Genomic DNA, 21,083 nt, shown 5'->3' with positions numbered 1-21,083 from the left:
GCGGCGCGGGGTCTCTCACGAGACCAGGCTGGTTGTTCCTGCGAGCGTCGCACAGACTGGACGGTCTCTTCCAGCCCGCCGGCGCCGAAGGCGACTGCCATGAGCCGGCGCCTTGCTGCGGACGCTGGCCCTGTCGCGTGCGGCTGCCGGGACACCTCCACCGAGACCAAGCTCGGGTCGGCCGGCCGCCACCGCGCTCGAAACGAACAGCCGCAACTGTCAGCCGGACGGAGCAGTGACCGCGGCCTCCTCCTCCTTTGGATGCGGCTCCGCCTCGCGGGCCAGGATGCTCGGCCACCACGCCCTCGGCCCGATGTCGATCATGAGCGCGGGCACCAGCAGCGAGCGGACCACGAGGGTGTCCAGCAGCACGCCGAAGGCCACGATGAAGGCGATCTGCACCAGGAACGCCAGCGGAATCACCATGAGCGCGGCGAACGTCGCGGCCAGGACCACACCCGCTGAGGTGATCACCCCACCGGTTGACGTAAGCCCGCGCAGCACGCCCTGGCGGTTGCCGTGCGCGAGCGCCTCCTCCCGCACACGGGACATCAGGAAGATGTTGTAGTCGACGCCGAGTGCCACCAGGAACACGAAGCCGTACAGCGGCACCGACGCGTCCGTGCCGCTGAATCCGAGCAGGTGCTGGAAGACCAGCGCCGAGACGCCGAGCGTGGCCAGGAAGTTCAGGCCGACGGTCGCGACCAGCAGCACCGGCACGAGCAGCGAGCGCAGCAGCACCGTGAGGATCAGCAGGATCACGGCGAGGACGATCGGCACGATGAGCGTCCTGTCGTGGGCCGCGGTCAGCTGGGTGTCGTACTGCTGCGCGGTGTAGCCGCCGACCAGTGCGCCGGCGCCGGGGACGGCGTGCACCTTCTCACGCAGCCGTTCCACGGTCTCCTTGGCGGCGTCGCTGTCGGCCGCGGCCTTCAACGTGACGTCGATGCGCACGCGCCCGTCCGCCACCAGCGGCTTCCCGGACCCGGGCCGTCCGGATGCGGAGACGGCACCGGCGCTCGCCACGCCCTCCGTGGAGCGCGCGGCGGCCGTCACCTCCTCAGCCCGGCCGGAGTCGGCGATGACGATCGCCGGGTTGCCGGAGCCGCCGGGGAAGTGCTCGCCGAGCGTGCGCTGCGCCGCGACCGAGGGCGCGTCGTTGACGAAGATCTCGTCCAGCGGCACGCCCTTGGCGGACAGGGACGGAGAGAAGGCCGCACACACGGCCAGCAGCAACGCCGTCACCACCCAGACGCGGCGCCGCCGGGCGGACACGATGCCCGCCACCCGGCGCCACACGCCGCTGCCCTCCGCGGACTCCTGCGGCGGCTTCGGCCGGGACGGCCAGTAGGCGACCCGGCCCAGCAGGGCCAGCACGGCGGGCAGGAAGGTGAGCGTGGCCAGCACGGCGCAGACGATGCCGATGGCGCCGACCGGGCCGAGGGCGCGGTTGTTGGTGAGGTCGCTTGCGAGCAGGGCCATCAGCCCCAGCGCCACCGTGGCGGCACTGGCGGTGATGGCGCCGGAGGAGCGGCGCACTGCGGCCACCGCCGCCGCGACCCGGTCACCGCGCGCGGCCAGTTCCTCGCGGAAACGCGCGGCCAGCAGCAGCGCGTAGTCCGTTGCCGCGCCGATGACCAGGATCGACAGGATGCCCTGCACCTGCCCGTCGACCCGGACCACGTCCCGCTCCGCCAGGGCGTAGACCACAGCGCAGGCCAGACCCAGGGCGAAGACCGAGCTGAGGATGATCAGAAACGGCAGCAGGACGCTGCGGTAGACGAGCAGCAGGATCAGCAGTACGGCGCCCAGGGCCACGCCCAGCAGCAGTCCGTCGATGCCCGCGAACGCGTCCGACAGGTCGGCCTGGCTCGCCGCGGGCCCGGCGATCCGCGCCTCGGCGCCCGGCACGTCCCCGGTCGCGGCGCGCACCGCGTCGAGGGTGGCGGGCAGTTCCTCGCCGAGGTCGGGTTCCAGCTGGACGACGGCCTGCATCGCCTCGCGGTCTTCGGCTAGCTGGGCGGGGGAGGGGCGGCCGACGACGCCGGGCTTCCCGGCGAGCGCGGCGACGGCCCGGGTGGCCTCCGCCTGCTGCTGCGGCGTGAACGGCTGCCCGTCCGCCGTCCACACCACGATGGCCGGCACGGTCTCGGCCTGGTCGAACGCCTTGCGGGCGTCCAGCACCTGGGTGGACTCGGCGCCGCGGGGGAGGAAGGCGGCCTGGTCGTTGGTGGCGACCTCGCCCAGCTTGCCCGCGTAGGGGCCGAGTGTCCCGCCCACCCCCAGCCAGACGAGCAGCAGTGCGAGCGGAACGAGCCGTCGTGCCCAACGTTGTGCGGTAGTCATGCGCATCCCAAGCCGTAAGAAGTATCTCACCCACAAAGTATCTCAATCATTGAGAGATACTAGGCTGGTGCCATGAGCAGTCCCGGTGTGCCCACGGCATCTCTTCCGGCGGACGACCCGATCGGGTTGCAGTCCTTCGCCGTTTTGCTGCGCCGGATGAACGGGGAGTTCAACCGCATAGCCCAGGAATTCGCCCAGGCGCAGGGTCTGCACATGACCGACATGCAGGCGCTGATCGCGATCCTGGACGCGGAGGCCGATCCCGAGGCGGGGGGCGAGCCCATGACACCCGGCCGTCTGCGGAAGCAGCTCAACCTCACGTCCGGCGCGGTGACCGCCTGCCTGGACCGGCTGGAGCGGGCCGGGCACGTCCGGCGCGTGCGGGACGGCGGCGATCGCCGCGTGGTCCACCTGCACTACGCCGACGCGGCCCGGAGCCTGGCCCGGGACTACTTCCGGCCCCTGGCCCACGGCACCGAGGCGGCCCGGAACCGGTTCAGCGCCGACGAACTGGCGGTGGTCGTCCGGTTCCTCGCCGAGATGAACGCCGAACTCGCTCGGCTGCGCCGGAGTTCGGACTGAGCCCTCCCTTGCAGAGTCGCCCGGCTCGAGATCGCGCGAGGTCCGGAGCTCGGCGCCGGGCATGAAGCACCGTGTCCGCGCGGAGCGACGTGTTCCGCGCGGAGCGTCCGGGCATCACCGCTGTACGGTGACAGTCGTGCCGCCGGGGGAGGGAGCATGGCCGCTAAACGCCGCCTTGTGGACCGGAACCGCGTCACCGGTCTGCTGATCACGGTGCCTTCGGTCGCGGCCGAGGTTGCTCTGTGCACATGGGCGTTCCGCGACCACATCTTCTTGCCGTACTTCCTCGGCGTGCTCTTTCTCGGCCCCCTGTGTGTCGTCGGCGTGGCAATGTTGATCATGGGTCCCCACTTCGACGAGGCCGGGGGTGACACCAAGGGGGACGGTGGGATCGGCCTCGGCGGTCTCTAGGCAGCGTCCCGGGCACAGGTCGCTGAGAAGCGCGCGCACTCGTTCCACCGCTTCCCCGTGGGGCCGGACCGGCGGAGCCCGTACGCCTTTGTGGTGCCGAACCGCCCCCCTCGACTCCGGCATTCCCCAGGTGGCCCCGCATTCGGCGCTCCCCGGTCGTAGCGCCTCTGCGACTGCCCGGCCCGTCGCCGTACGCCGTCGTCCGTAGCGCACACGTGATCCGGCTCGCGCACCCGGGCAGCTCTGGGACACTGCAGCCGTGTCAGCGTTGCTCCCCGTTTTGACCGCAGTGTTCGGTGCGGCCCTCGGCGCCGTGACCACCTATGTCGCCAACAGGTCCACCATGCGGCTCAACCTGGAACACGAATACGACCGCACGCTGCGCGACAAGCGGCTGGCGGCCCACCAGGCACTCTTCCACCTCACCCGGCAGATCCCGCGGCACTGGATGCTGATCCCGGTCCCCACGCGATCGGACCTGCTGCCCGTCCGCGCCTCCTTCCGCAACTGGTACTACGCCGAGGAGGCCCACGGGATGTTCCTGTCGCAGGGCTCCAAGCGGGCCTACCTCGCCCTGGAGGACGCCCTCGACAACGTGCTGTTCGTGAAGTCGCCGGACGGCCGTAGCAAGACGGCGGACCGGGCTGATACGCCCCTGACCGCCGACGAGCTGGACGACCTGCAGCGGCTGGCCAGCGAGCTGCGCCACCAACTCGTCGCAGACATTGGCGGATCCAATCCGCCGCGCACTCGCTCCACCCGCCCCGACCCCACCTTGCGGGGCATGCCGGACCCCTTCTAGACCCCCGGCCGCGCCGCCGGAACGGACCGCAGGAAGGCGACGAGTTCCGCGGCGACGCCCGGTGCCGCCGCGACGACCACGGGCACGCCGCCGGCCAGCTCCATCTCCTCGGCGACGCCGCCCGCCGCCGTCACCAACGCGACACCCGCCGCGTAGTCCCAGCGGCCGAGGTCCACGCCCACGTAGGCGTCAAGCGTGCCGGTGGCCACCGCCAGCAGGTCGCAGCAGGCGGAGCCGATCCGGCGGAAGTCGCGGGCGCGCGGCAGAAGGTGCTCCAGCAACCGCAGCGAGACCGGCCGCATGGAAGGATCGTGCGGAACGCCGACGGACACCACCGCCTCGGCCAGCGAGCCTGTGGACCGGCAGGCCAGCGGCAGGGTGCCCGTCGGGCCGTGCTCGCCGGTCGCGGCCCAGGCGCCGTCCGCCGGCCGCCGGATCACGGCCGCCAGCGGGACTTTGTCGCGGTACGCCGCGACGCTGACCGCGTAGTCGGGCCGCCCCAGGACGAAGTTGCCCGTGCCGTCCACCGGGTCCAGGATCCACTGGACACCGCTGGTGCCGGGGTGGCTGCCCGACTCCTCCGCGAGGATCGCGTCGTCCGGGCGGTGCCTGCGGATCTCGGCGATCGCCGCCTCCTCCGCAGCCCGGTCCGCCGTCGTCACCAGGTCGTGCGCCCCCTGCTTGGCGGCGACCTCGACCCGCCCGCCGGCCACCACGTCCCCGACCGCCCGCGCCGCCAACCCGGCGGCCCGTACCGCCACCGCGGTCAGCGGCCCCTGGCCCTCGCCCTCCTCCCGCAGGTCGGGCAGGGTGAGCAGTCCCCGCGCGCCGGCGCGACGGATCAGGGCGGCGACCTCCTCGTCCTCGCGAAGGCCACCGGCTTCCGCGGGGCGCAGGCCGGTGGCGTCCGAGCAGTGCGTGACCCGCACCACGTAGGCGTAACCGGGCGCGGCCTCCGCTCCGGTGCGGACCAGGGCGGCCACCCGTCCGCCGATGCCGTACCTCGCCCGCAGGGAGGCCATCAACGCAGCCTCGCGGCCCACCGTGGGCAGACCCAGCGGCACCGGCACGATGGCGCGCGCTTCGCCTCCACCCGCCTCCTCGACCAGCAGGGCGCCGTCTGCGGTGACGAGCAGGACGCGCGGGCTGGAGACGCCTGTCATGGTTCCCCTTACCGTATGGGCGGGCCGGGTTGGGCTGCAGCGGTCGGCCCGGTCATCGTAGGTCCGTGGTGTCGGGGAAGGCCTGCTTCCAGTTCCCCCAGAATGTGACGGTCCAATCCGACGCCACCTTGCTCACGGAGCGGACGACGGGTCGCCGTCCGTGTCGTACCTCTCGGCCACTGCCGCGATCGCCGTACTGACGCCAGCGGCGGCGGTGACGCCTGCGACCGTCAGCAGGATGTGCCGGCGGGTGGGCCGGGGGAGGGAGGGGGTGGACGCCGCCGACGCCTTGGCCGCCGTGGCCGGCACGAGCGCCACGGTGGCGGTGGTCCTGTGGGCCTCGGATGGAGGCTCGTGTGACTCGGGCAGAGCCGCATCCTCGGCCGGCTCGGCGGCGTCCGACGGCCCGGACCTTCCCGGTGCGGGGTGGGGCTCCGACTCGGACGGCGCCGCAACAGGAGCCGGGGAAACAGCCGGTGGCCCCGGCCGGTCAAGGGACTGACGGTGGCGCAGTTCTCCCGCCACCGGGGCGGGCAGCCAGTCCGTGCCCGCGAGGGAAAGGCCCGTCGCCGGATCGTCCTCGACCCCTTCCGTCAGCTGTTCCAGCAGCTCGGGCAGGGCGGGCCGGTCCGCGGGCTCCTTCGCCAGGCAAGGGCCGATCAGTTCCCGCAGGGCGGGAGGTACGGCGCCGAGGTCCGGTTCCTCGTAGACGGCACGGAAGTTGACCGCGTGCGCCGGGCCCGTGCCGAACGCCGGGACCCCGGTGGCGGTATAGGCCAGCACCGCGCCCAGGGCGAAGACGTCACAGGCGGGGCCGACCGGGCCGCCCACCACCTGCTCCGGGGCCATGAAACCCGGCGTGCCCACCACCATGCCGGTGCCGGTGAGCGCGCTGGCGCCGCCGACCACCGAGATGCCGAAGTCGATCACGCGTGGGCCGTCGGCCGCGAGCAGGACGTTGGAGGGCTTGAGGTCCCGGTGGATGACCCCGGCCGCGTGGATGGCCTCCAGCGCCTCGGCGAGCGCCGCACCCAGCGCGAGCACCGCTTCCGCCGGCCACCGGCCGTGCCGGCTCACCGCCTCGCCCAGAGACATGCCGGGCACGTAGCCGGTGGCCAGCCAGGCCGGGGTGCCCTCGGCGTCGGCGTCGACGACACCGGCGGTGAACACCCCGTTCACCCGCCGGGCGGCGGCGACCTCACGCGCGAACCGCTTGCGGAAGTCCGGGTCCTCCGCCAGCTCCGGACGGACGACCTTCACCGCGACCGCGCGGCCACCGGGCGAGCGCCCCAGATAGACCTGACCCATTCCGCCGGCCCCGAGCCGGGCCACGATCCGGTACCGGCCCACCCGCCGTGGATCCCCCGCCGTCAACTCCTCGAACACGGCCACCCCGGTGCTCCCCTCCCCCCGCGGCCCGACATCGCGGAACCGGCCGCAGCGTACCGAACTGTTCTACCAGTGCGAGCGATTGCCGGTCCGTGCTGTGCCTCGGGAACTGCCGCGGCCGGAGAGCGCGTCGTCAGCGACATCGAGAGAGAACAGTGGGGTCCGTGAGGGGGGAGACCGAGCGTGGATCAAGGTCGACAGGTGGAGTTCAGAGCTTCATGCGGACACATGCTGCAGGCCCCGGCCGAGCATGCCGAACGGAAAGTCCGCTGTCCGCACTGCCGCCAGGTGGTCCGGGTCCCGCGATCCGACGCTCCGCTCACCCGAGGACCGGCCGTCGGGCCGGCGCCCCTCCTGCCACCGCCCGCCTCTCCGCCGCGCCCTGCCGCAGAGCCGGTCGCATTGAGCGCTCTGTATGTGATCGCCCTGCTGATCGGCGTGACGGCCGCAGGGTTCATCTATCTCGTCAGTTTCGACGAGTTCTCCGAGGAGGAACTCGTCACCGTCACACCGCTGTGGTTCTTCCCCGTCGTCTTCGGACTGTACGGCCTCGTCTCGCAGCGGCTGCTCCGCCGTGCCGCCGACGGACACGGCACCGACGGCCGGCTGACCAGGGCGACCGTCCGCGTGGCCGGTCCCGTTGCCGGGCTTATGCTGCTGCCGTTCCTGGCGGTGAAGTGGCGCAGCTCGCTGATGGTGTCGCTGGTGGCGGCGGTGGTCTGGGCGCTGCTGCTGTGGCTCTTCTTCGCTGTCGTCTTCCCGAGTCTGTGAGGTGGAGCCGGTGAACGGTACATCGCCTGGATCCGACGCAGGGCCTGTCTGGCCGGCCGTGTTCATCGCCGTGGCGTTGGGCATGGTCGCCGCGGTCGCGGCAGCACGGCTGCGTACCCCGCCCGCCGTCGCAGCCGTCCTCGGGTGCGTGACGCTCCTGGCCGGACTGGGACTGAGTCTCCCGCTCTCCGTCGAAGCCGACGCCCACCACGAGCGCTGGGTGGAGGTCTACGTCGTCGACCACTCCGTGGGTTTCGTCCTGCTCGCCGACATCGGACTCACGGTGGCACTCCTGGTCGCTGTGGCCGCCGAATCAACCTCCTGGGCCCGGATGCTGGCCTGGCCGTTCGCCGCAGCGACCCTTTTGGTGGGTGCGGTGGCCTACGGCGGTGTACGCGGCGCGTTCCTGCACCCCGCAACCGGCCTCCAACTGGGTGCGGCAGCCCTGGTCGTCGAGGCGCTCCTGCGCCTGGGCACACTGACCGCCCTGGCCCACACCCACCGCATCCCCACGGCGCTGCCGGCTGCATCCGCCACCAGCCCTCCGGCATGAGAGTGCGACCGGCCGTGCGCCTGCGGCGCCGGCAACGGCTGCACGTCGCCGTCGAGCGGGGCGAGGCCATGCAGCATGGTGCGGGCGGGCAATCTCGATCTGCTCGGGCTGTCGGCGCAGCGCCTGACGTAACTCCTCGATGTCGGGCGGCTCGCGCGTAGGCAGAGCACCGCGTAGCAGGCCGTGTCCCGGTCCTCGGCCCACGTTTCCGACCGCACCCTGCCGGTCCGCTCGGCCCCTACCGGGAAGAACCACAGGCTCAGTTCCGAAGTTCGCGCCCGCCGATATCGCGACCGCGGGGAGTTCGACGGCGCTGACCAGCCGCTCGGCCACGAGCACCCGACGGTCCGGCGATCGTCGTCTCCTCTTCGAGTACGCGATGCCCACGGGGAGCACGACATCCTCCAGCGCAAGGGGCACCACTACGCTCTGGTCGAGGAGGACCGACAGCTCCGCGTGGGTCAGCCGCATTCTGCACAGCTTTACGAAGCCGTCCATGGACGGGCTGCTCGAACCAGCCCGGCGCCTCTCGTGCGGCCTCCGCAGTAAGTAAGAGGGCAGCCCGCGCCGCTCCAGCTCGGTGGGTTGCCATACCGATCATGGGGCCTGCCGAGCGAACGGGAGTCTCGACCGGATGATCGCGGGGCCCTGCCCGACATGGGGGTCGGGCCTGGCGGTCTCCGGGGAAAATTCGAGGGGAGCGCACAGCCGCGCACTGCTACGGTCGGGCGCCATGAGCTGGCTCCCCGATGACTTCGTCCATCCCGTCCTGGTACCCCTGCCGGGCGGTGGCCATCGCCTGCGGCCGATCAGGGAGTCGGACACCCCCCTCGACTATCCGGCTGTGATGGGTTCACGCGAGCGGCTGTGGGCCATCTTCGGACCGGCCTGGGGCTGGCCCGCGGCAACCATGACCTACGAAGCCGACCAGGCCGACCTGTTGCGGCACGAGAAGGAGATCGCCGCCCACCAGTCCTTCAACTACGCGCTGTTCGACGCCGAGGAGACAGCTCTGCTCGGCTGCGTCTACATCGACCCACCGGAAAGGGCCGGCGCGGACGTCGAAATCTCCTGGTGGGTCGTGGACGAGCTGGTGGACAGCAAGGTCGAGCAGGCACTCGATGCGCTGGTGCCGCAGTGGATCGCCGCCGACTGGCCGTTCGAGCAGCCGCGCTTCCTCGGCCGCGAGATCTCCTGGTCGGACTGGCTCGCCTTGCCGGAGCATCCCGGCACGTAAGCGGTCGTTTCCCTTACCAATCTCGACGGTTCTCGATCGAACGGGAGACGCGATCGGGTGACGGGGGCGGTTCCCCGCGAGAAGGGGAGCCTCCAAGTGCTAGGGGGTGCGCTCCCATTCCGAGTGGTTCCCGGAGACTCTGTTGACGTGCCCCAGCATGTTGACCTCAACTCGCCCGCCGTTTTGCGATTGCCTTGCGCACGTGACGGCAACGCGGCCGAGCATCCGGACCGGGTGCGCCGGCATCCGTCGGACATGACGGACGCGGAATGGGCGGCCGCTGGCCGTCGTTGCCGGTGCCGACCTGGTTCGTCAGGGGTGAGAGCGGGAGAACCCCGCCAGTGATTCCTGGCTCACTGCCCGGTCACGGTGACTGGGCTTCTGACGGGCCGCTCGCAACCGATCCGGTTCCCGGCGACCAGCTACCCCCCAACAGTGGGAAGACCCTGCGCAGGGTGCTCACGGGGCTGCGGGCCTGAGGTCGGCCAGGGCTACGTCGGGCAGGAGACGACAGAGATCGAAGACGGTGGGATGCAGTTCGGCTGCCAGGAGCAGCAGCGACAGCGGCTGTTCGCGCAGTCCGGTCGCGGTCACCCGACGCTGTTGGACCTCGCTGGCGGTGGGGGTGAAGAGGAGGTGGAGGCCGGCGATGTCCATGAAGGACGTGAGGGTCAGGTCCCACTGCAAGTCGGTCACCTGCGGTGGCAGCGCGGCAACGGCGGCGCGCAGGGGGAGCATGGTGTCGAAGTCGATCTCTCCACAGAGGGAGATGCGTGCGAAGGTGCTGTCGATCGTGGTGCTGATGTTCACGAGGGCGTGCCCCCTTCCGGGGGTTGGTGAGCCCAAAGACGAAGCACCCCCTTTGAGGGGTGTACGACGATGGCGGGGGTCGGGTGCCCGGGGTGGGGGCAACGCCCGATCCCCTCAAAGACCGGCACCAGGGGGTGCCGACCGGTCTCGTTGTCTCCCCCCACCGTCACACAGGCACTCTCGCCGCCACGACTGCCTGCACGAGAATTTCGTGTGAAGCCCGCCACCGCCCCGGCCGACAGAACCTGCCCGGTCAGAGCCGCGCAACAGGTGAGAGCCGTTGCCTGCCCCGCAGACGGCCCGGCACCTGCTGCTGTGCCCCACGGGCACCAGGGCTCACCACCTGCTTGGCTCTGTCTCGGCCGTCTCCCTGAAACGACCGGGTCCGCAACGCTTGGCTGCCCCTCACCGCTGTGGCTGGTGGGAGTAGACCCGCCGCCCGGCCGAGCCCTCCGTACACGAGGGACGAGGACCTCATTCGACGCCGGCCCAACTAGCCTCGAAGCCGACCCCGCAGCGCGTCCGCCACCTTCTGCGTCTTTTCGGCGACCGTGACCGGCCCTTCGGCCACCGGATGCAACTGGAGCTGTCAGCAGTGCGCTGGCTTTTAAACTGCGCGGGACAACCGGTATTGCACTGAGCGTCGTTCGGATGGCCTGGCGCGTCAGCCGGTGGCTGTGCCTCGCTCTGCTGCCTCGCGGGCGTCAATGAGTTCGTCCATGTGAGTTTCGGCCCATGTGCGAATTTCGCCCAGTAGATCGAGGAGGCTCCGGCCGAGCGAGGTCAGTTCGTATGCGACATGGCGGGAGGGTTCGGCATGGACGGTGCGGGTGACGTAGCCGCCACGTTCCAGGGCTCGGAGTGACTGGGTCAGGACCTTTGGCGTGATGTTCCGCAGCGGTACTCGTAGCTCGGAGAACCGTCGGGGGCCGTCTTCGAGGCACTGGATGATCATTCCGGCCCACTTGTCGCCCACGCGGACCGGCATCAGCTCAGACGGGCAGAGCGGATCGAACATGTCCGGATCCAGAGGCTTTGTCATAGGTGCCACGGTAGTTCGGTATCCAGGAGGTAACCACGGGTCCGGCTACTTTGCCGAGTCAGCAGGCAGAGCTTGTCGAGACGATGCGAGGTAGCCGCATGGGAAAGATCATTGTTTTCGGAGCAGGCGGCCGCGCTGGACGGGCCGCTGTTGGCGAGGCGGTACGGCGCGGGCACCATGTCACCGCGGTCGTTCGGGATCCCGACCGGTACCGGGATCTCGAAGGGGCCCAAGTCCGCCTGCTCGTCGGTGATGTCACCGACGCCGAAGCCGTCGCGGACCTCGCGAACGGTCATGACGCTGCGATCACGGCTGCCTACGACCCTGGCGCCCAGGCTGACGTGTTCTTCACGACTGCTGCCCAAGCGCTCTTGGACGGGCTGCCGAGAGCCGGTGTGGACCGGTTGGTCGTCGTCGGCCTGGCGGCCGTTCTGGAGGCCGCCGACGGCACGCCGTTGATGGACAGTCCCAGCTTTCCGCAGGAATACCGACCCTTCTGTGTCGCTCACGCCGCCGGGACAGACGTGTTGCGCACCTCGACTACCGCCCTGGACTGGCTGATTGTCAGTCCAGCGGGCGACTTCGACGCTGACGGGGAGCACTCTGGGCGCTACTCCGTCGCTGCCGCCAACGCCGCCAGCCGCATCTCTCACCACGACTTCGCGATCGCCTTGCTCGACGAGATCGATGAGCCTCGTCATCACCGCACTCAGATAGGCGTCGAGACCGCGTGAAGGCTCCCCGGCCGGGGGTGTCGTACTGGCGGAGGCTTCGGGGCCGGTGCCGAGTCGGCGGCGCATCGTCCTCATGTCGGAGTTCCTCCCACGGGCGGGCTGCTGGTCGGCGGCAGGGCGGGGGCGGGGTGGTGTTGATGCCGCCCGCACGCACGTCCGCCGTAGCGTCCAGCAGGGCGGCTCCCAGGTTCTCCGGACCGCAGTGGGCGTGACGTCAGCGCGGACACTCCTACTGGAGGCCGTCGATTGGTGTTTCCGTCGCCGGGGGCCGCTGCCGGTGCCGGGGCGGAACACGCCGGGGCGGCCGGGTCAGGGTGATCTGACGGACCAACTGCTGGAAGCAGGCCAACGAGGCGATACTGGGCAGGGCCGCCGCGACATTGCTCGTCAGCGACTGATGTGACTGCAAAAGGCACATCAACAATGCTGTCGCCGAGAAGAGGAGCACGATGCACCAGGAGTGAACGGCGCGCCGTTGGTGGACCGCGGCACGCAGGATCGACAGGGCCGCCACGAGCCACGGCCCGTACACCAGCAGGGGCCACCAGGCGATCATGCCCTGAGACATCCGCGACGACGCCGATAGCTGCAGCGGACTGTAGGCGACCATGCCGCCGAACAGACTCACCGCGGAGGCCATGGCCGCCACCATGCCGGTGATGGAGAGGCTGATGATGCGAATACTGAGGCCACGTGGGCGTTCACGCCTCCTTCGGTGCCTTGCGGATCCGTGCTGCAGTGGTGGCAGTTCCGCCGTGATCTCCTGCAGGTTGCTCATGGGCGTGCCCGGCGCCGGACGGGTGACCGAATCCTCCTGGCGAGCGGCGGGAATTCTCGCCCTCAGCTCATCGCCGTTCTCCATGGCGTTCTGCAGCATGAAGGTGAGCTCTTCCGCCGGATCCCACAGCAGATCCGCGGTTTCCTCACGTTCCAGGAAATCCGCAGAGCCGCGGTTCCATCCCGTACCGGCGCTTTGGACTCCCCGCGGCTCATCGGCGAAGCTCCACTGACCGGTTCGTTCTTCGAACATGGCCTCGTCCGACTATTCCGCGCCGGAGATGGCAGAATTCCCCTGGGTCGCGACCCATCGGCGGGACAAGTCTGCTTCGAGGCGACTCAGGCCTTCCAGAAACTCCTGGAAGAGCGGTTCGGTCACTAGAAGAGGCACGGAGAGCCCGCCTTTGGTGAGGGTCCCGTTGGCAGCGGCCGCCGAATGCCTCGGGGCCGGAACATAGGTGTACGAACCCACCGCCACGACCCCCCGGATCGGCCTGCTGGCGCCGTCCTCAGCCGTGTAGAACCCGAAGAGCTTTTCCCTGGTTGCCTTTGTCATATCCCACCTAACGCCCGCCCCGTTTAAACGGTGCTGCGGCGAACGAGTGATGGATGTACACACAAGCACCCTTAACGACCGACGGTCATGCCACAGGCTGATGTGTGACGATCATGTATCCGCGCCCATCAGGTCGACCAATATATCGTCATCAACACCCATGCCTTATTATTTTTTGTTTCGGGGTCGCCGATGAAATAACCATAAGAAGTGAACAAGGCGCAGCTGAGCCGTGCATCGCGTGATCTTGTCAACTGCGTGCCCTCAGGCTTCTGGGGCCCGTCGCGCTTACGGCCCATGGCGTGCACCGATTCGCCATCATGGCTTTGGTGCGTAGGAGCCTGTTGTGCCCGGCGAAACCCATTTCTGTGGAGTTTCAATGAGGGGGATGAAACGAACCTAAAAATTCGCTGTCAAAGACAGCCAAGTAAACGGAGAGAGGCACACCACCCAACCGCCAATCTTCTCCCCCCGGATCAGGCCGTTCGGGCGCACGCCCTGGCCCTCGACCACACCCGCATCGCCGATCTGTGGGCGAAGGACCTGCCGACGGTCACGCACTGGGGCAATATCGCCGGCCTTCACGATGCCCTGGTCCGCCTCGGCTCCGATCTGGAGCGCCGGATCGCCCTCAACGGCGACCTCGGCGGTGTGCCGCGGGGGATGGTCGTGATCGACCGGGCCGACGCCACCCTGCGGCACCTCGACCGCCTGGTACCTACTCCTCACATCAGCGGATCCCCGAACTGTTCAAGGAGGGCGTCGACCGGCGTCTGGTCCGCGGGACCAGGTGGGCCGTCATGCAGGATCTGCTCCGCCCAGATGACCTTGCCGCGGGAGGTGAACCGCGTCCCCCACCGCTGTGCGAACTGCGCCACGAGGAACAGCCCCCGCCCGCCCTCGTCGGTGGTCTCCGCCCGCCGCAGTCGCGGAGAGGTGCTGGAGCCGTCGGACACCTCGCAGATCAGAGTGCGTCCGCGCAGCAGGCGCACCTTCACGGGTGGTGATCCGTACCGGATCGCGTTCGTGAGCAGTTCGCTGAGGATCAGCTCCGTGGTGAACGCGGTCTCCTCCAGCCCCCACTCGTTCAGAACCGTCCTGCACTCGGCCCGCACCGAGGGCACCACCGCCGTGTCCGAGGGCACATCCCACTCGGCCACCGACGAGGACGGGACCCTCCGGGTCCGCGCCGCCAGCAGGGCGATGTCGTCCGAGAGCCGGGCCGGCTTCAACGCCGAGATCACCGCCCGGCAGGTCTCCTCCGGAGTACGCTCCCCGGCCCCGGCACCGCCCAGGGCCCGGCGCAGCCCGTCGAGCCCGGTGTCGATGTCGCGGGCGGCGTTCTTGACCAGCCCGTCGGTGTACAGGATCAGCTGGGAGCCCTCCGCCAGGTGCACGTCGGCCGTTTCGAAGGGGTAGCCCCCGAGGCCGAACGGGGGCGAGGCCGGCACCTCGGGGCAGACGACCGTCCCGTCCGGGTTCACCACGGCGGGGCCGGGATGCCCCGCCCGGGCCATCGTGCAGATCCCCGAGACCGGGTCGTAGATCGCATACAGGCACGTCGCTCCGGTCAACCCCGCCCCCTCCTTGCCGTCAGGGGCAGCGCCGGAGTCGTCCTCCTCATCCAGGCGGACGACCAGATCGTCCAGCTTCCCGAGGACCTCGTCGACGGGGAGGTCCAGCGTGGCGAAGTTGTGCACAGCGATGCGCAGCCGCCCCATCGTCGCCGAGGCGTGCAGCCCGTGGCCCACGACATCGCCCATCACCAGCGCCACACGTCCGCCCGGCAGCGGAATGACGTCGAACCAGTCCCCGCCCACGCCCGCCTCCGAGGGCAGATACCGCCAGGCCACTTCCAGGGCGTCCTGCTCCGGCTGGCCCCGCGGCAGCAGACTGCGCTGCAGCGTCACCGTCATCGCGTGCTCGCGGGTGAACCTCCGGGCGTTGTCGATGGCCAGCGCCGCCCGCGCGCCCAGCTCTTCCGCGAAGGCCACGTCCTCCGGCTCGAACGCGGGCGAGTCCTCCGTCCGGTAGAAGTGCGCGAGGCCCAGGGGCACCCCCCGTGCCCGCAGTGGCATGGTCACCAGGGAGTGCAGCCCCAGCTCCAGCGCCCTTCGAGCGCGTTCCGGATCCTGTTCCTGCCAGCCGTGGGCCTGCCGCAGGTCTGCCTCCAGGACACCCCGGCCCTGTTCCAGGGCGAGCATCTGCGGAGTCTCCGGCGAGAACGTGATCACTTCACCCAGCCGGTACACCGGCAGCATGCGCTGATCTCCGCTGATCGCGGAACGCAGCAGGTGGCGCCAGCCTCCCGTCGTCGGTTCATCGCCGCGCACCACCGAGTCCAGCAGATCCACCGCGACGACGTCGGCGAACCGAGGCACCGCCACGTCGGCCAGTTCCTGGGCGGTGCGCTCCACATCCAGCGTCGTCCCGATCCGCGTCCCCGCCTCGTACAGCAGTTTCAGCTGCCCCAGCGCCCCCTCGGCCCGCCCCGACACCACGGCCAGCTCCGTGGTGTCCCGCAACGTCACCACGCTGCCCGCGTAGTCGGCCTCCGGGAACGTGGGGCGCTTGTTCACCGCCAGCAAACGGTCGTGAGTGAGGTACACCTGGTCGGTGACCTTCTCCGGGGATGCGAGCGCGCGCGCCATCTGCTCGGGAAACCCCAGCTCCTGCACGTGCCGTCCCTGTACGTCCGCCGGCAGACCCAGCAGCCGCATGGCCTCTTCGTTGGCCAGCAGCAGCCGTCCGTCCTCGCCGGTGATCAGTACCCCTTCCCGCACCGAGTGGAGCACGGCCTGGTGGTGCTCGAACAGGTGCGCAAGCTCCGCGGGGGCCAGCCCATGGGTCTGCCGCAGCAGCCGCCGGGATGCCACGGTCGTCCCCGCCGCGGCCAGCACCAGCATGATCGCGCCGACGCCCAGGACGATCGGCAGCTGCGGCATCCACAGTTGCGCCACGTTCGTGACGGTGATCCCCGCGGACACCAGACCGACGATCCGGCCGCGCGCGTCGGTCACCGGGACAACCGCCTGGATGGCCGTCCCCTTGCCCGCCGGCAGAGGCGGACCGCCCGCCTGTTCGACGACGGTACGGCCTTCGAGCGCGGGCTCGATGGTCCCGACGAACTTCTTCCCGATCTCCGCGGGGTAGGGATACGTGTACCGGATTCCGTCCGTGTTCATGACGACGATGAAGTCCATGCCCGCCCGCTTGCGCGCCTGCTCGGCTCGCGGTTGCAGCACGGCGGTCGGATCCGGGCTGCGCAGCGCCAGGCTCACACCGGGGGCGCTGGCGAACGACTGGGCGGCCACCACCGACTCACGACGTCCCTGCCGCACCGCGTCGCGCGCCGCCTGCAGCATGATGCACGCCACCGCGGCCACCACCAGCAGCACCACGATCACGCTCTGGACGAGGAACACCTGCCCCGCCGCGGTGCGCGGGCTCAATACGGACAGGCGCCGAGTCCGCCGGCCACTGGCGGGCGGAGGACGCGAGGTCCGCAATCGGCTGGGATATCCCTCCATACTCCCTTGATAACACCGCCGTGCAGACCTGGATGACTCACGACGCCTGTCCGGAGAGGACGCACCCGCGGCGGGACGAGCAGGCCCGTGGGCCGCGACGGGGGACAGCCCGAGCGGCGCACCGGGTGAGGGGGCTCAGCCAGGGTGCGCCAGGCCCGGCATGCCCCTTCCGCCGACCGGATGGCGACGCATCCTGCCGCGCCAGTCCGATCATCAACCAAAGGCCGAGTCTTCCATCGGAGCCCGATGCCCGATTCCTATCGTTATGATGCACTTTGTGATCAGGATCGGGCAGCCGTGGCGTCGGCAACCTCTCCGCGGCGGCCGGTGGGAAGCGGCCACGCTGTCACCGGTGATCCTCACCGCCCTCATCGCCGTTCTGGCGTTCTCCACCCCACGGGAAATCGCCTTCAGCCGCCTCCTCCCCACCGCTCCCGCCCTCGCCGCCGCGATGTGGCCCGTGCTTCCCACGCTCCTGCTCGGACTGTTCTGCCTCCTGGTCATGATCGGTCTCAGCTTCGCCTACACCGACCTGGGAACGCCCTACACGGCGGCAGCCATCATCGCGGTCACCCTGGCGGCCGCCTACGCCAGCCACGTCCGGCTGCAACGCGAGGAGACGCTGTTCCACGTCCGGCTTGTCGCCGAGGCCGCCCAGGAGGTCCTGATGCGCCCCCTGCCGCGCCGCATGAACGACATCGAGCTCGAGGCCCTGTACCTGGCGGCCCAGGAGGAAGCCCGCATCGGTGGCGACTTCTACGAAGCGGTCGACACTCCGTACGGGATCCGGCTGCTCATCGGGGACGTGCGCGGCAAGGGCCTGTCCGCGGTCGGCGCGGCCTCCGCGCTGATCAGCTGCTTCAGGGAGGCCGCGTACGACGAGCCGGATCTCAGCGGCATCATGCATCGCCTGGAGGTCACCATCACTCGTCACAGTGCCGCGTTCTCCGTCCCCGACCGGCCGGAGCACTTCGCCACCGCCCTCATCGCCGAGATTCCCCAGGACGGCGGCCACGTCAGAATCCTCAGCAGCGGACACCCTCCGCCGCTGCTCGTCCACCAGGGCAAGCCCCGGCTGCTGGAGGCCACCACCCCCTCGCCGCCGCTCAACCTGACGACGCTCGCCGGCGAGCACCACCGCGTCGACACCTTCGACTTCACCCCCGGCGACCAGCTGCTCCTCTACACCGACGGGGTGACGGAGGCCCGAGACCGCACCGGCACGTTCTTCCCACTGCCGGACTGGACCCAGCAGCAGGGCCAGACACCGCCCCGCGAGCTGCTCGACCGACTACACGCAGCCCTGCTCCACTACAGCGGCGGAAAGCTCGACGACGACGTCGCCGCCCTTGTCGTACACCGCCCGGACGCCTGTGCCGGCGAGTACCGCCTGTAGCCGTGCCCGGAGCGGCGAACCGGCCTGGACGAGGGCGACGGGTGACACGTTCCTGCGAGGCCGACGGCCGGCAAGACAGACAGGCCCGGCTTGAGCCGCTGCCGGCACCAGATCCCGGCCGCCGGGCTCTGCGCGTGGAAGGGCATCCAAGGCTTGCTCAGTGTTTCGTGTGCTCAGTGTGTCCAGCGCCCGTACCCCCTCCAGGAGTCAGGCCCAGGGGGTAGCCGAGTGACTTGTCAGAAGCGCAGGATGGAGGGGCGGTGGTTTCGCCAGCGGCCTTTGGTGATTTCGCCAGTCTGTATGGCAGAGCGGGGCAGAATGATCATGACCGAGATTATGTTCCAGCGGGGTGAACCATGCGCCCAGTGCGCTGGAAGCGCACAGCGGCCTGCCCGAACATCGCGCATGCTCTGCGAGGATCACTTCAGGGAAGTCGCGGTCATGTACTTCGCTCGCCGGAAGCACCCGAACCCCATGGAGGCGGCTACCTCGGCAATGGACGGTGGGCTCCAAGCCGCATCCGCACCTGTAGATGCCCCGCAAGCTCGGGCCTCAGCGACACGATGGAGGAGAAAGCGGACAGTGGCCGGCTGCACCGACGTACGGATCACCGTGAACAGCGACGACGACTGGTCCATCGCTAGTCGGGTTTTGCAGTCGCTCTCGGAATTTCACGAACCCGCTCGGCCAACCACCAAGGGTGTCTGGCATCACTTCCGTCCCGACGGGCTCAAGACAACTCCCGTCACGCTGGGAGTCTGGCTGGCGGGGGACGTCAGGACTCAGGTCCAAACGAGCATTGTGGAATCGGCGCCGCCACACCTCCGAGATCAGTTCAGGATCACGGTCGAAGGCTGACCCGTCGGACGGCCGGATTCCCGTGCCCTACTCGACGGCCTCGGCCGGAGTCCGCATTGCCCCTGCCATCCGCTTGGCCACGTCCGCGCGCACCATGCCCAGGTGGACGTACGGCTTGCCACTGTGGATCACCCTCGGGCGCACGTTGCCCCACACACTCTCGGGCAGGCCGAGAGCGGCCAGGGCTTGCCGAATGGCGTCCGCCGCCGCGGTGGAGGCTTTGCGGCCGACCCGCTAGGTGTGCATGTCCATCGTCATTGGTGGGCCCGACGCGTGATCGCGGATCGCCGTCGCGTGCTCCCGTTCACCGGCAAGACCCCGGCGGGCTCCTTCCGGTGGCCTGGACTGCCGACGTCCCCCGTATGCTCGCCGCCCTGGACTTGCTGCAGCTGGCCGCCGCGGCCGACTCTCTCGCGGCCGCCGCCCTCCCAGGCACCGCGGCCGGCGCCGACAGCTACGCCGCGCAGCTCTTGAACCTTCCCTACCAGCCTGGCTGAGGCCACCTCCGCTGCGCGCACACTGGCCGTGCACTGCCTGCCCCGGCCAACCCTCATGCCCCGGACGCGGCGGTGCTCCTCGGCCCCTTACCCCCCTGCCCCGCGTCCAGGCCGCGGGGCAGGCGCAGGCATGCATGGGAACGGAACCCGCTGGTTTTGGGCCTTATGGTGTGCTGGTCGAGGGGGCGTGGTCAGCGGGTGGCGGTGATGGCTGCTGCGGCGGTAATGAGGGCGGTCGTGACGCCGAGTGCGGCGAGGGCGGCTTGTACGGGGGCCGCGCGGTGGGCCGGCGGGGCTTGAGAGTGGGCGGGGTGCTCAGTAATCACAAAGGACAGCCCGGCCGCTCTGCCATAGTGCGTGTTTGATCCTTCCTGGGGGGCAGTGCAGGGTGTATCCATGGTTTGGACAGCACCGCCAGTCGAGCGCACCGTACAGCTGGGCGACCTGGGTACCGTGACTGAGCGTCAGATGCTGGAAGGTTGGCTGAACTGGCACCGCGAGACGTTGCTGGCCAAGTGCGCCGGGCTTGAGCCGGCCGCATTGGCTCGGACGACCGTGGAGCCCTCGGACCTCACCCTCCTGGGCTTGGTCCGGCACATGGCGGAGGTGGAGCGATGGTGGTTCCGGCGGAGCTTTGCGGGTGAGGAGATCGGCGATGTCTTCACCAGCCCGTCGGATGGCAATGAGGGACTCGACGAAGTGCACGCAGCCGATGCGGAGAGAGACTTCGGACTGTTCCGGGCCGAGGTCATCGCGTGCGACGCGGCGGCGGCCGGACACGACCTCGACGAGACCTTCGTGTCCTCTCGTGGCGTTTCCCTCAGTCTGCGCTGGGTCTACGTGTTGATGATCCAGGAGTACGCCCGCCACAACGGCCACGCCGACTTCCTTCGGGAGCGGACCGACGGGACGACGGGCGACTGAGCCTTTTTCCCAGGCCTACCGGGCAGCAGGTGCCCGGTAGGCGGCGGGGTTTCGAGTGGCCAAGGGCCCACGCGACCATGGAGCCCTCTACGCTCGGTGATCGCGAGGGACAGCCGTGCCGTGCTGCCATCTTCCTGCTCGAACCCCTCTGGAACCAGTTCGTGGCGCTCCTGCCTACTCGGGGGGAATTCGCCGCGGCCACCCGCTTGGCTGTCACCGCCGTGTCCCCGACCGGACTGTGTTCGAGCATGTGCTGCTCGCTTTGGTCCACGGCTCGGGCTACGAACAGGTATCCAGCCCTGGATGCGCTGACCGGACCATCCGTCGACGTGTCGCCCGTGAGGGCGTCGAGTCTTCGACTCGACTCGGGCGACACCAGTCGACTGTCGAGCGCACCGTGAGCTGGCTGGGCGGCTTTTGTCGGCTGCACCGCCGCCACGAGGGCAAGGCTGGCACTTCCTTGCCTTCACCGGCATTGCCGTGGCCTTCTGCCCCGGCCAGGCGCAGGTGCTGCATGACTACGGCATCCACGCGGTCGGCCTGCTCGCCGCTGTGTCCCCTGTGACGGTGCAGCGGCTGCTCGGCGGCCGCGCCGGCCGCACAGCCAGCGGACCGCGCCCGCGGCATCGCCCCCCGCCCCGTCGTCCCCCGCGCCCTTCCCGCTTCCGCGACAGTGCGGCACCGCTTCGAGCGGCACGTCCTGGA

17 protein-coding genes and 1 pseudogene are annotated in these 21,083 nt (G+C 69.9%); 10 read left to right on the top strand and 8 right to left on the bottom strand.

Annotated elements, in window-relative coordinates:
* Positions 1 to 219: 219 nt before the first annotated feature.
* Positions 220 to 2,346, bottom strand: a complete 2,127-nt coding sequence (locus IE308_RS09245) for an MMPL family transporter (protein WP_190217452.1) — start codon at positions 2,344 to 2,346, stop codon at positions 220 to 222.
* Between the two features lie 72 nt (positions 2,347 to 2,418).
* Here IE308_RS09245 and IE308_RS09240 point away from each other — a divergent pair, with 72 nt between their 5' ends.
* The 3 genes from IE308_RS09240 to IE308_RS09230 all read left to right on the top strand — a co-directional run bounded on the left by IE308_RS09240 (position 2,419) and on the right by IE308_RS09230 (position 4,141).
* Positions 2,419 to 2,928 (top strand): MarR family winged helix-turn-helix transcriptional regulator, encoded by a 510-nt coding sequence (locus IE308_RS09240; RefSeq protein ID WP_190217451.1) that lies wholly within the window; start codon positions 2,419 to 2,421, stop codon positions 2,926 to 2,928.
* Between the two features lie 156 nt (positions 2,929 to 3,084).
* Positions 3,085 to 3,339, top strand: coding sequence for a hypothetical protein (locus IE308_RS09235; protein WP_190217450.1), 255 nt, complete (start codon positions 3,085 to 3,087; stop codon positions 3,337 to 3,339).
* Between the two features lie 280 nt (positions 3,340 to 3,619).
* Entirely contained in the window at positions 3,620 to 4,141 is a 522-nt protein-coding gene (locus IE308_RS09230; RefSeq protein WP_190217449.1) for a hypothetical protein, read from the top strand.
* Here the strand turns inward: IE308_RS09230 and IE308_RS09225 are convergent.
* Both IE308_RS09225 and IE308_RS09220 read right to left on the bottom strand, forming a co-directional pair.
* On the bottom strand, positions 4,138 to 5,304 hold the full coding sequence (locus tag IE308_RS09225; protein ID WP_190217448.1) for an inositol monophosphatase family protein: 1,167 nt from the start codon (positions 5,302 to 5,304) through the stop codon (positions 4,138 to 4,140). The genes IE308_RS09230 and IE308_RS09225 overlap by 4 nt on opposite strands.
* Before the next feature lie 132 nt (positions 5,305 to 5,436).
* Positions 5,437 to 6,696: a serine/threonine-protein kinase gene (locus tag IE308_RS09220; RefSeq protein ID WP_229908783.1), complete on the bottom strand. Its 1,260-nt coding sequence runs from the start codon at positions 6,694 to 6,696 to the stop codon at positions 5,437 to 5,439.
* A 399-nt stretch (positions 6,697 to 7,095) separates the two neighbouring features.
* On the opposite strand from IE308_RS09220, the gene IE308_RS36835 reads away from it, so the two are divergent.
* The 3 genes from IE308_RS36835 to IE308_RS09205 all read left to right on the top strand — a co-directional run bounded on the left by IE308_RS36835 (position 7,096) and on the right by IE308_RS09205 (position 9,254).
* The gene (locus IE308_RS36835) at positions 7,096 to 7,464 is read left to right on the top strand and encodes a hypothetical protein (RefSeq protein WP_229908782.1); all 369 of its coding nucleotides are present in this window, start codon (positions 7,096 to 7,098) and stop codon (positions 7,462 to 7,464) included.
* Between the two features lie 58 nt (positions 7,465 to 7,522).
* A complete protein-coding gene (locus tag IE308_RS09210) occupies positions 7,523 to 8,017 on the top strand; it encodes a hypothetical protein (protein ID WP_190217446.1) in 495 nt (164 codons plus the stop codon).
* A gap of 733 nt (positions 8,018 to 8,750) precedes the next feature.
* A complete protein-coding gene (locus IE308_RS09205; protein ID WP_190217445.1) occupies positions 8,751 to 9,254 on the top strand; it encodes a GNAT family N-acetyltransferase in 504 nt (167 codons plus the stop codon).
* A gap of 459 nt (positions 9,255 to 9,713) precedes the next feature.
* Here the strand turns inward: IE308_RS09205 and IE308_RS09200 are convergent, their stop codons facing one another.
* On the bottom strand, positions 9,714 to 10,064 hold the full coding sequence (locus IE308_RS09200; protein WP_190217444.1) for an STAS domain-containing protein: 351 nt from the start codon (positions 10,062 to 10,064) through the stop codon (positions 9,714 to 9,716).
* A gap of 664 nt (positions 10,065 to 10,728) precedes the next feature.
* A complete protein-coding gene (locus IE308_RS09195; RefSeq protein WP_190217443.1) occupies positions 10,729 to 11,106 on the bottom strand; it encodes a winged helix-turn-helix transcriptional regulator in 378 nt (125 codons plus the stop codon).
* Positions 11,107 to 11,189: 83 nt separating this feature from the next.
* Here IE308_RS09195 and IE308_RS09190 point away from each other — a divergent pair, with 83 nt between their 5' ends.
* On the top strand, positions 11,190 to 11,840 hold the full coding sequence (locus IE308_RS09190) for an NAD(P)-dependent oxidoreductase (RefSeq protein ID WP_190218247.1): 651 nt from the start codon (positions 11,190 to 11,192) through the stop codon (positions 11,838 to 11,840).
* 229 nt (positions 11,841 to 12,069) lie between these two features.
* Here the strand turns inward: IE308_RS09190 and IE308_RS09185 are convergent, their stop codons facing one another.
* The 3 genes from IE308_RS09185 to IE308_RS09175 form a co-directional block, all read right to left on the bottom strand.
* Entirely contained in the window at positions 12,070 to 12,870 is an 801-nt protein-coding gene (locus tag IE308_RS09185; protein WP_190217442.1) for a DUF2637 domain-containing protein, read from the bottom strand.
* 702 nt (positions 12,871 to 13,572) lie between these two features.
* Complete coding sequence (locus IE308_RS09180) at positions 13,573 to 13,902, bottom strand: hypothetical protein (RefSeq protein ID WP_190217441.1); 330 nt, start codon at positions 13,900 to 13,902, stop codon at positions 13,573 to 13,575.
* The gene (locus IE308_RS09175) at positions 13,899 to 16,703 is read right to left on the bottom strand and encodes a SpoIIE family protein phosphatase (RefSeq protein ID WP_190217440.1); all 2,805 of its coding nucleotides are present in this window, start codon (positions 16,701 to 16,703) and stop codon (positions 13,899 to 13,901) included. Before IE308_RS09175 ends, IE308_RS09180 begins: the two co-directional genes overlap by 4 nt.
* A gap of 352 nt (positions 16,704 to 17,055) precedes the next feature.
* Here IE308_RS09175 and IE308_RS09170 point away from each other — a divergent pair, with 352 nt between their 5' ends.
* The 3 genes and pseudogenes from IE308_RS09170 to IE308_RS09160 all read left to right on the top strand — a co-directional run.
* Positions 17,056 to 18,099 carry a PP2C family protein-serine/threonine phosphatase gene (locus tag IE308_RS09170; RefSeq protein WP_229908780.1) on the top strand — a complete coding sequence of 348 codons (1,044 nt, stop codon included), beginning with the start codon at positions 17,056 to 17,058 and terminating at the stop codon, positions 18,097 to 18,099.
* 1,751 nt (positions 18,100 to 19,850) lie between these two features.
* Positions 19,851 to 20,378, top strand: coding sequence for a DinB family protein (locus IE308_RS09165; protein WP_190217438.1), 528 nt, complete (start codon positions 19,851 to 19,853; stop codon positions 20,376 to 20,378).
* A 77-nt stretch (positions 20,379 to 20,455) separates the two neighbouring features.
* Positions 20,456 to 20,712, top strand: a pseudogene (locus IE308_RS09160) (hypothetical protein); the annotation flags it as partial.
* Positions 20,713 to 21,083: the final 371 nt, after the last annotated feature.

The organism is Streptomyces griseosporeus, from assembly GCF_014656055.1.
GTDB lineage: Bacteria > Actinomycetota > Actinomycetes > Streptomycetales > Streptomycetaceae > Streptomyces > Streptomyces griseosporeus.
This window is presented reverse-complemented; position numbering and strand designations above follow the sequence as displayed.